At 55.7% G+C, this 1,547-nt stretch carries 3 protein-coding genes; all 3 read right to left on the bottom strand.

The features are described 5' to 3' along the window. Window positions 1-305: 305 nt before the first annotated feature. Window positions 306-689, bottom strand: coding sequence for a hypothetical protein (locus VGI36_10430; protein HEY2485557.1), 384 nt, complete (start codon window positions 687-689; stop codon window positions 306-308). 194 nt (window positions 690-883) lie between these two features. Next, window positions 884-1,099, bottom strand: a complete 216-nt coding sequence (locus tag VGI36_10425; GenBank protein ID HEY2485556.1) for a hypothetical protein — start codon at window positions 1,097-1,099, stop codon at window positions 884-886. Between the two features lie 114 nt (window positions 1,100-1,213). Then, window positions 1,214-1,547 (bottom strand): integrase core domain-containing protein (locus VGI36_10420; protein HEY2485555.1); only part of this gene is annotated, 334 nt, incomplete at its 5' end.

Below are 1,547 nucleotides of genomic sequence, written 5' to 3'. Positions count from 1 at the left end.
TCCAGGTAATGGGTTGCTTCGGTATCCGTGGGACGTCGCGAGGCGCGCTGCTTTCTGTCGCTTCGATATGTCCTTGCGTCTCGTGCATGACGTGCTCTCTCAGTTGGGAAGCATCGAACAAATCCGGTGAGAGGGTCGCGCAATCTCAGGACGTAAGCGAGTTTGACGTTGTAAAATAGTGTTAGTCGTGCTGCTGATAAGTGCGTCTTAGGCGACGCGCGAAGTCCAACGAAGATTCAGTCGGATGAGGAGGAAGTCCAGATCCACGCCAATTGAAATGATCGTGTCGTTAGGCTTGTCGAGCCTCAAATATCGTGTCGATTACGAAGTATGATCAGCTGAACGATCAAATCGCTCTGGGGGGTGAAATAAAAGGCGAGCACCAGCGGATCAGGCAGGCCGCGCTTGTCATAGTTGCCGTCGACGTTGGCCGTCACGATGAAGTTTCCGTAGTGGCTGATCACCTTGGTTACGTTCATCGTCAATCTCTCGCCAAAAATATCGCGTTTCGCCCACTCTCTGATGGCCGGCTTTCCACAGTAGTCCCGTAACTGATCGTTGACGAGAGCGTCGTCGGCAAAAGTGACCATCAATCGCTCGAGATCGAAGCTGTTGGTTGCTTCAACGTAGGCGGCCACCAGGGGTGGGAGGGCGACTGGAGTTGTCTGCGGAACAGAGGACTTCATCATGGTGTCATCATGGTGTAGGGCGCGAAAACTGCTGGACAATTGCGCTCAACGAACATGCCCGAAGGCCGACGCCTTGGCGCGTTGGATTCTGTGAGAAAATGTTAGAATGGCGAAGGGATTCCCGGTTCCACCAAATCTCCAGCCAGTAGAGTACGGTATCGTGGCTATCAGCGTGCTGTGGAGCGGTTAAATGGCTATTGCAAATCCTCAAGCAGCGCGTGCGCCAGCTTGAGATCTGCGGTTTCGAATCCTTCGGTGAAGCGGTCGTAGACGAGGGCGAGCGTATGGCGGGCCTGATCGCGCTGCCCGTCTTCGGAAAGCATGCGTGCCAAGGCCATCGAGGACCACAGCTCCCAGGCGAGCGCAGATTGCGCGCGTGCGACAGTGAGCGCTTCGGTCAGGCAGTTCATGGCTGATTCACGGTTATGTTGCGCCGTGAGAATTTGCGATTTAATTTGTAGTAGCTGGCACTTGATCTGACGGTCAGCGTCCGGAGATGTGTCGGGTCCGCCTGTCGGTTGTGATCAGGCGGCGATCATCTTCTCCTTCGCAAGCGGGGTCGCGTCAAGGAAGGTCTGCATTGGCGTCTTGCCGAAGCACCATCTCCCCTGATGCGGCCTTTCCTCGTTGTAGCTTTGGACCCAGGAATCGAGATCGCCCTGGAGTTCGGCGATCGATCCATAGATCTTCTTGCGGAAGGCGACGCGATAGAACTCGTCGAGCACCGTCTTGTGGAACCGCTCGACGATGCCATTCGTTTGCGGGCTCTTGGTCTTGGTGCGCGAATGGTCGATATCCTCGAGCGCCAGGTAGAGCTCATATTCGTGGTGCTCGGGATTGCCGCAATATTCCGTGCCG

The organism is Candidatus Binataceae bacterium, from assembly GCA_036495685.1.
In the GTDB taxonomy this organism is placed as follows: Bacteria; Desulfobacterota; Binatia; order Binatales; family Binataceae; genus JAFAHS01.
The sequence above is the reverse complement of the archived record's forward strand: the minus strand, read 5'-3'. Positions and strand labels throughout refer to the sequence as shown.

Bases quoted from the DNA above. Each gene is read 5' to 3' on its own strand.
- VGI36_10425 (HEY2485556.1), bottom strand. From the start codon at position 1,099: ATGAACTGCCTGACCGAAGCGCTCACTGTCGCACGCGCGCAATCTGCG.
- VGI36_10430 (HEY2485557.1), bottom strand. From the start codon at position 689: ATGATGAAGTCCTCTGTTCCGCAGACAACTCCAGTCGCCCTCCCACCC.